The 8,294-nt window shown below is 69.4% G+C and carries 6 protein-coding genes; 3 read left to right on the forward strand and 3 right to left on the reverse strand.

The features are described from left to right. Positions 1–69 precede the first annotated feature (69 nt). Positions 70–3,129: a TIR domain-containing protein gene (locus E1288_RS36570; RefSeq protein ID WP_165968449.1), complete on the forward strand. Its 3,060-nt coding sequence runs from the start codon at positions 70–72 to the stop codon at positions 3,127–3,129. A gap of 83 nt (positions 3,130–3,212) precedes the next feature. Here the strand turns inward: E1288_RS36570 and E1288_RS36575 are convergent, their stop codons facing one another. Both E1288_RS36575 and E1288_RS36580 read right to left on the reverse strand, forming a co-directional pair. Further along, on the reverse strand, positions 3,213–3,689 hold the full coding sequence (locus E1288_RS36575) for a hypothetical protein (protein WP_132493264.1): 477 nt from the start codon (positions 3,687–3,689) through the stop codon (positions 3,213–3,215). 36 nt (positions 3,690–3,725) lie between these two features. Then, a complete protein-coding gene (locus tag E1288_RS36580) occupies positions 3,726–4,253 on the reverse strand; it encodes a CGNR zinc finger domain-containing protein (protein ID WP_132493265.1) in 528 nt (175 codons plus the stop codon). Between the two features lie 78 nt (positions 4,254–4,331). On the opposite strand from E1288_RS36580, the gene E1288_RS36585 reads away from it, so the two are divergent. Beyond that, on the forward strand, positions 4,332–5,150 hold the full coding sequence (locus tag E1288_RS36585) for an alpha/beta fold hydrolase (protein WP_132493266.1): 819 nt from the start codon (positions 4,332–4,334) through the stop codon (positions 5,148–5,150). A 158-nt stretch (positions 5,151–5,308) separates the two neighbouring features. Further along, positions 5,309–6,436, forward strand: a complete 1,128-nt coding sequence (locus E1288_RS36590) for a hypothetical protein (RefSeq protein ID WP_132493267.1) — start codon at positions 5,309–5,311, stop codon at positions 6,434–6,436. Here the strand turns inward: E1288_RS36590 and E1288_RS36595 are convergent. Then, positions 6,419–8,294: GH116 family glycosyl hydrolase (locus E1288_RS36595; protein ID WP_235884065.1), on the reverse strand; the 1,876-nt coding region annotated here is incomplete at its 5' end. The two genes, E1288_RS36590 and E1288_RS36595, sit on opposite strands and share 18 nt — an antisense overlap.

Raw genomic sequence — 8,294 nt, forward strand, 5'->3', positions numbered from 1 at the left:
GTGGGCGAAGGGCATCCCCACCGAGCAACTCGGCGGGGATGCCCTTCCCCGTTCACTCGTACGACTCCTGTGGGTGGTCTGTTCGGGTTATGTATTCCGTCCCTCGCAACGGTTTTCGGCTTGGTGGCGGAACTCTGGTGCCACAATCGCGCCGTGAATCGGGAGCGGAACGCGCAGTACGACGCATTCATCTCGTACAGCCATGCACTGGACGACAAGCTCGCGCCGGCCGTGCAGAACGAGCTGGAACGCTTCGCCAAGCCGTGGTATCGGCCCCGGGTGCTGCGTGTCTTCCGCGACGAAGCCACGATGGGGGCCAACCCCGGTCTGTGGCCGGCGATCGAGAACGCGCTGCGGGCGTCGCGGTGGTTCATCCTGCTGGCCTCGCCCGAGGCGGCCGCGTCCAAGTGGGTCGCGAAGGAAGTCGATCTATGGCTGCGGGAGCGGTCCGCGGACACCTTCCTCATCGCGCTGACCAGCGGCGACCTGGCCTTCGACGAGAACGGCGAGGTCGACTGGTCGCGGACCGACGCGCTGCCCGAGGTGCTGCGTGATCGTCTGCCCCACGAGCCGCGCTGGATCGATCTGCGAAACCTGAACAAGGTCGAGCACATCGACCGGGAGGATCCGCGCTTCCGCGAAGCCGTCGCCGATCTCGCCGCCCCGCTGCACGGCGTGGACAAGGACACGTTGATCGGCGGGCACATCCGCGAGCACCGCAGAACCATGCGCACCGCTAGGATCGCGGGGACGACCCTCGTGGTGCTGATGCTGCTGGCCACCGCGGGATTGGCCGGCTCGATCATGTTCCAGCGACAAGCGGAGCAGGAAGGAAACCGGAACCTCGCCCGGTTCCTCGCGGCCGAGGCGGAGGTGATCCGCGAACGCCAGCCCGGTCTGGCCAAACAACTGAGCCTGCTCTCCTACCAGATGGACCGGGAAGCCGGCCGCGACGCGCTGTCCAACAGCCAGCAGACCCCTGGCGTCATCAACGAAGGGCAACCCGCCACCGACCTCGCCACCAGCTCGGACGGCCGGGTGCTCGCGATCTCCACGCGCAATGAAATCGTCCTGCGCGACGGCCGCGGCACCGGCTCCGGGCGGATCGATGGCCAGCTGGTCGGGCCGATTGCGCTCAGCCGAGATGGGAGAACCCTCGCCGCCGCGACGTACGACAACGCCGAGACGGGGCCGGTCTCGGGGTCGACCACCCTGCGGCTGTGGGACATCACGGACCTCACCCATCCCAGGGAGATCGCCGCGTCGACGCAGAACGCCGCCATCACCGCGCTCACCTTGAACGACTCGACCCTCTACGCAGGCACGGCGGTCGGCGAAATCCTGTTATGGGACGTCCGCGACCAAGCGCCGACGAGCCTGCCGACGCTCGGTGCACATGCGGCGACCGTCGACTCGCTTGCCGTTGCGCCGCAACGCAAACTGCTCGCCAGCATGGGTGTCGACGGCAAGGTCCGGCTGTGGGATGTCGCGAATGCGGCGAGTCCGGTTCCGGTCACCGAACTCGCCGGCGCGGCGTACGAGAGGCGATTGAGCGAGGCGAAACCGCTGCACCGCGTAGCCTTCGACGCTTCCGGCGATCTGCTCGCCACACCAGGGGATTCCGAGGACGGCGACGACAAGCTGAACCTGTGGAGAATCGAGGATCCGCGGAATCCGCGCCTGAGCAGCGCCACCACCGAGGACTCGGGCTTCGGCCCCGGTGGGAGTAGTTGCTGGGAAGGCGTCTCCTCGCTGGCGTTCAGCCCGGCAAACCAGCACATCGTCGGCGCGTGCGGGGTCAACTGGCAGGTCTGGTCCTACGGACGCGACAACCCCGACGTGATCGGGCGTGGTGCCACGAGCACAGCACCATCCGGAGGCATGCAGGGCAATCTGGTCGTGTTCGATCCCAGTACCTCACGTCGGTTGCTGCAGGCCACCGACCACGGCGTGCTGGTCTGGGACCTCTCCAACGCCGCCCAGCCCGGTGCCAAGTCCTTCCTTCCGGTGCCGCCGGCCCCCGGAGCCAAGATCAGCTACCGAGCCTTCGGGCAACGGCACTTGATCGCGTACCAGAGTTACTCCGGCGGTCCCACGAACACGCTCGTGGACGTGACCGATCCGCAGAACCGCGCATTACTCGGCGCCAGCCCGGCACCGAACATGTACATCGGCCAGGACATCTCGCTCAGCCCCGATGGCAGCATGCTCGCCGCGGCCGAGGTCATCAGCGAAGACGGGGACGTGGGCGTGCGGCTGCGCAGCACCGCCGATCCGGAAGGCGAGCCGTTGTCGACCATCACGGAACTGGACAACGGCATCGGCGTGCTGGCCTTCAGCCCGACGGCACCCATCCTCGTCATCTCGGACTACAACGGTGTGGACGCCAACAACCACGCGCCGCCCACCCTCCGGATGTATGACATCGCCAATCCCCGGCAACCGCGGCAGCTCGCCCAGCTTCCGGTGACTGTGACCTCGGTCGTCTTCTCCCCGGACGGAGCCGCGCTCACCGCGAGCGCGGATCGCACCCAGTCGATCCCCGACGAAAAGCGCGCAGAAGTCTGGACTCAGCTGCGGACGTGGAACATCACCGATCCCGCAAACCCCACCGAACTGTGGACGCACGACCTTCCCGCGCGTGACGGCCTCGCCTACGATTCCTTCGAATACCGGCCGGACGGCGCCTTGTTCGCGATGTACACCAGCGCCGGGCTGCTCCAGCTGTGGCACGTCGATCAGCACCGGCTCGTCGGCGAACCGGTCAACGTGCGCGTCGGCGAGAGCGGGAAGCTGACCTTCAGCCCGGACGGCACGCACCTCGCGTTGATCAGCACAACGGACTCGTCCGAACAGCGCATCGAGATCTGGGACGTGTCCGTCCCCGGGGCGCCGGTCCGGCAGTTCCACCTTCCCAGCGCCGGAGCGAGCTTCTACTCGTTCGCGTACAGCCCCGACGGCCGAACCCTCGCCGTCACCCGTGCCGACGCGGGCGTCGACCTCTGGGACACCGATCCCTCGCGGATCATCCCGGAGCTCTGCAACGCGATCGGCGACCCGATCTCCCCGCAACAGTGGCAGTGGTACCTGCCGAACCGCCCCTACGCCCCACCATGCCAACAGCCCTGAGCAGTGGAGGCTCCGTTCATCCTTGCCCGGGGTCGTGAGTGGGCCATGCCGGTGAGAACCGTGAGCGCTCACGAGCGTTCGGGTCAGGCGCGGCGGGCGCCCGCCGGCCAGATGACCGTGACGGGGAGCCCGCGGTCGCGGGCGGCCGCGACGATGTCGGCGGTGCCGCCGGGTCCGGCGGGCGGGCGGCCGTCCCAGACCGCGATCAGGTGGTTCGCCGTGTCGAGCATGCGCAGCCCGGCCGCGAGGTAGGCCTGCGGTTCCGCGGCGACGTAGTCGAGCTCGACGGTCTCGGACGCCTCTGCGCGGAGCGCGTCGAAGGTCGCGAGGTGCGATTCGGGCAGCGAGTCGCGGTATTCGCTGGCCGGGAGGATCACGGCGAGCCGGCCGCCGTGGTCGAGCACGAGCCGCGCGAAGATGCTGTCCGCGCCGTCGGCGAGGCAGGTGAGCCCGATGAGTTCGGCGGCCTGGTAGCCGCCGATCTCCGCGCGCAGCCCGTCGGCCACCATTCGGGCGGTTTCCGCAGGCAAGCCCCTGTGCCCGGTGATCGCAACCCGCATCGAACGTCCTCTTCCTCGTGGTGAACGCCGGTCGGATCAGGCCTTGCGGCGCGTTCGGTAGGCGCGCATCTTGTGGCGCGCACCGCAGATGTCCATGCTGCACCAGATGCTGTTGTTGCCCGGTGACCTGTCGTAGTACAGCCAGCGGCAGTCGTCGGCCCGGCAGACCTTGAGCCGGCCCTGCTTGCCGGCCAGCCCGTCGACCGCCAGGGTCGCGATGAGCCGGCCGACGAGCCGCTCGACGGCGGACCCGTGCGCGGTCGGGATCACCACCTGGCCGTCCTGCCACTGAGGTGCCTCGAGCAGGCGGCTCGCGTAGTGGTTCAACTCCGCGGAGCCGGTTCCGGCGAGATGGTCGCGGATCGCCTCCCGGGCGCGCACCATCTCCTGACGCCCGGGTTCGTCCAGCTCGTCGGCCGCCTGGGGCCAGTCGTGCGCGCGCAGCCAGGCCTGGGCGCCTGTCACGTCCGCGAAGGCGTCCTCGTCGTGCAGGAAGCGCGCGGAGTTGCCGAACGCTTCGACTGCTTCCAGCTCGCCCGGTGCGGCCGGTCGGTCGTATGCCACGACATCAGATTACCGGCATGTCGAATCTGATGGTAACGTTACCGCCATAGGCTTTGAGCTAGTAACGAGGAGGTCGAGATGAACTGGGAGCTGCCGGAGCGGCACGAGTCGCCGCACGGAACGGTGCGCTGGGCGAGCCTGGGGCAGGGCGATCCGGTGGTGCTGATGCACGGGACGCCGTTCTCCTCGTACGTCTGGCGCGATGTCGCCGGAGCGCTCAGCGCCCGGCACCAGGTGTTCGTCTGGGACATGCCGGGCTACGGGCAGTCCGAGAAGCGCGACGGCCAGGACGTCTCGCTGGCCGCCCAGCAGGAGGTGTTCACGGGCCTGCTGCGGCACTGGGGTCTGCACGCCCCATCGGTGATCGCCCACGACTTCGGCGGCGCGGTGGCGCTGCGGACGGCGCTGCTGGACGGTGTCCAATATGGACTTCTGGCGCTGATCGACGCGGTGAGCGTGCGCCCGTGGGGTTCGGAGTTCTTCCGCCTGGTGCATGACGACCACGAGGTCTTCGAGGCGCTGCCGCCGAACCTGCACGAGGCGTTGGTCCGCCGCTACATCACGACGGCGGCGCACCGCGAGCTGCGCGGCGAGGTGCTCGACGCGCTGGTCGCGCCCTGGCTCGGCGAGGCGGGCCGGCCGGCGTTCTACCGGCAGATCGCCCAGGCCGACGAACGCTTCACCCGCGAGGTCGAGGACCGCTACGGGGAACTCGACTGCCCGGTCCTGATCGCCTGGGGCGACCAGGACGCGTGGCTGCCGCCGGAGCGCGCGAAGGACCTGGCGAAGCGGATCCCGCACGCCGAGCTGGCCTGGATCGGCGAAGCCGGTCACCTGGTGCAGGAGGACAACCCGGCGAAGGTGACCGCGCTCGTCACCGGCTTCCTCGACCGGTGAGTGCGAGGCGCCCCAGGGCTCGCGTCGAAGCCGCTGAAGCCCTTGAGCATGATCGGGAGAGCAGCCAGCCCTCCCGGCCCGTAGGACGGGTTTGACCGGTTGCGGATGGCGGCCTGGCTTGATCGTCATGTCGGAGGTCGGTGCCAGAATCTCGCGGCATGGCGAGGAGAACGGTTCGGGAGCTGGCCGGCCTGCTGGTTCGTTCGGGCATGGTGGCGGAGGAGAAGTCCGCCGAGGTGCTGGCCGGCATCGGCAAGCGGAACGATCTGGACGAGGAGCTGGCGGAACACGACATCTTCGGTTGGCTGCCGGAATTCGGCATCGCGATCTCGGTGCACGGTGAAGACGTCGACTACGTCGAGGACTACTACCGTTACCTGCTGGAACGGGAAGTGTCCGCGTGCACGGGTGGCGCGGTGGTCGTCTCGGATCTCGTGCTGGTACGCGACGAGGACGACTACGAGTTCCTGCACTTCCTGCGCAACGGCGAGCCCGTCTGGTGGTCGGTCGAGCACCAGTCCGATGACTACGCGGACCAGGGAGCAGTGGCGACGCAGATCATCGACCTGACCCCGGGCGGCGGCGACCCGCGCGTGTTCTACCAACTCCGGCGGGAGGCGGTGGAGGCATGTCAGGACGATGTGCACGTCCTGGCGTCGCCGGCGCAGGCCAGGACGCTTCGCGACGAGTTCGGCCTCGATTTCTACGGGCCGGACGTGGAGTGGCCGCGTCGCGGGGCGGCACCGACGGCGGAGCCGGGCACGGTCGAGTGGTACCTGCAGGAAGACCGCCGGCTCATGACCGAATCGGCCAAGGAGTTCCTCGACCAGTGGCTGTCCGATATGGACGGTGCGCTCGACCGGTGGCGTTCCGGGTTCCTGCCGGAGGGCTTCCCCTTCGACTTCTCCATGAGCTCCCTGGGCGCGCTGGGGCGGCTCGTGCTCGACCGGTTCCCCGACCGGTCGGCGGTCCGCGAGGCCGCCAAGGATCCGTTCGTCGTGGGCGCGGTTCGCTACCTCGGCGAGACGCTGATCCGGAACGGGCCGAACCACTGGGGTTACCAGGACCTGGTGGGGGACGCGGACGACTGGATGCCGAAGATCCGGCCCAACACCCCGGACGCCTTCCAGCTGATCGTGACCCCGTTGCACGAGCTTTGCGCTGCCGCCGGCGATCGCGATCCCACCATCCTCGGCAGGTCGGCCGAGGAGCTGCACGACTCGGTCGACCGGTACGCGAAGGCGCTGCGGGCGCTCGACTCGAGGCGGTCAGAGGTGGACGTCTAGGCACTGACCTGCGCTGATCGTGCAGGTCTCGGGGAATCGGAGCAGCGGGCCCGATTCGTCGGCGCTCGCTCGCACGTCGACCGGAGCGCCGTCGAGGGTGGCTCGCGGCTCGGCGGTGGTCGCGTCGAGGCGGAGGGTCCGCAGCTCCAGGCGGCCGTGGTGGAGCTCGATCGTGCTGGTGCGTTCGGATTCGCTGCGCGTCTGCCGGTAGCGGCCCCAGCCCTCGGCCGTCGCGAAGGCCGCCGCGAACTCCTCGGCGCGGATCTTGGGGGCGAAACCCAGATGCCCGTTGGGGCCGTGGTGTTCGAAGCCGAGCGCGCTCAGGTAGGTGCCGAAGCTGGCCATCGAGCGCGCGTAGTGGTCGCTGCACTCGATCTCGTTGTACGGGTTGCGCCGCAGCGGGCCGTACCGGTCGTGCACGGAGCGGGCGATCGCCAGGCCCTCGCCGACCATGCCCTCGGCGATCAGATGCGCGGCCACCTGGTACTCGATGCCGTGCCAGGCCTCGTTGAAGTAGCTGGTCGACCAGTTGTCGCCGGCCTCGTCGCCGCCGCCGTCCGGCCAGGTGCACATCACCAGCGCCGGGACGTCGGCGTCGTAGAAGATCCGCCCGCCGTCGATCGGGCTGTGCTCCCGGTATTCCATCGGCCGGGGCACGAAGTTGTGCCGCCAGATGCTGCGCAACGCCGACCTGGTCGGCTCGGGCGGCAGCACGCGGGGCAACCCGAGCTGGGCGGCCCAGCTCTGCCCGAGCAGCTGGTCGGCGAAGCAGCCCCGGTTGGTGTTGACCGAGCCCGGGTGCGCCGGGTCGAGCTCGTGCACGAAGTACTCGCCGTTGAACAGGTCCCGGACGATCACCTCGGTCCCGCTGGCGGCCAGTCCGGCGCAGCGCCGGGCGAACGCGTCGTCGCCGACCTCGCGGGCCATCGCCTCCCCGGCCCGCAGCGCCGCGACGTACAGCCCGGAGAGCCAGCTGTTGCGGCCGAACCAGGTGGCGTCCTGGGTGTTGGGCTGCGCGCCGTCGAGGATCCCGTCGGGCTCGGCGTCGGAGCCGATCAGGTACTCGACCGCCTGCCGGGTTCGCGGCCAGACGCGTCGCAGCCAGCCGGAATCCGGTGACATCTGGTGCTCGCGGTAGATCCGCAGGACCGTCCCGGCCTGCCCGTCGACGGCCGGGCTGCGGTCGGCCTCGCCGCGCATGCTCAGCTGTCCGGTCGCGGCGTGGAATCCGATGCCCAGGTCGACGCGTTCCCGCGTGTCCCGCTCCATGGCCGGGAACAGCCGGGCGAGCGCGTGCGCGTAGTGCCACACGTGCGTGCAGGTGCCGGCGCAGCAGTAGGCGCCCTCCCAGCCGTAGAACCGGCCGTCGGCGAAGCGGTAGCAGGTCGACGTCGACAGGATCGTGGTGTTCGCGGCGATCCGCTCCAGGAACCAGTGCGGCAGCGTCGAATCCTCGTACCAGGCGCGAGTCCACGCCCGCGTCGCGCCGAGCAGCCGATCCTGTTCGCGAGCCAGCTGCACGACGACGTCTTGCGCGCTGCCGAAGCGGTTCGCGTAGTGCCGCAGCAGCTCCAGGCCGTGCTCCAGAAACGCCAGCCCTTCCCGGTCCGGCACCGGGAAGTACCAGGCCAGCGCGAACCGGATCGTCCGCTGTTCACCCGGATTCAGCATCACGGCCGCCGCGACCACTCCGGCGCCGCGTCGCGTCAGTCCGTCTACTGTGGATGATCCTGGCGCCGGTGCGAAGACGTCGCTCGGTGACTCGAAGGTCTCCGTCGCCGGGCAGACCCGCGCCCGGTCGGCGCCGAGCACGGCCAGGGTGACGCTGCCGTGGTCCGGCAGTTCCGGCATGTCTCTT

Source organism: Saccharopolyspora elongata (genome assembly GCF_004348985.1).
Lineage (GTDB): Bacteria > Actinomycetota > Actinomycetes > Mycobacteriales > Pseudonocardiaceae > Saccharopolyspora > Saccharopolyspora elongata.

Excerpts from the sequence above, each read along its gene's own strand:
- E1288_RS36575 (WP_132493264.1), bottom strand. The coding sequence starts at position 3,689 with ATGCGGGTTGCGATCACCGGGCACAGGGGCTTGCCTGCGGAAACCGCC.
- E1288_RS36585 (WP_132493266.1), top strand. The coding sequence starts at position 4,332 with ATGAACTGGGAGCTGCCGGAGCGGCACGAGTCGCCGCACGGAACGGTG.
- E1288_RS36590 (WP_132493267.1), top strand. The coding sequence starts at position 5,309 with ATGGCGAGGAGAACGGTTCGGGAGCTGGCCGGCCTGCTGGTTCGTTCG.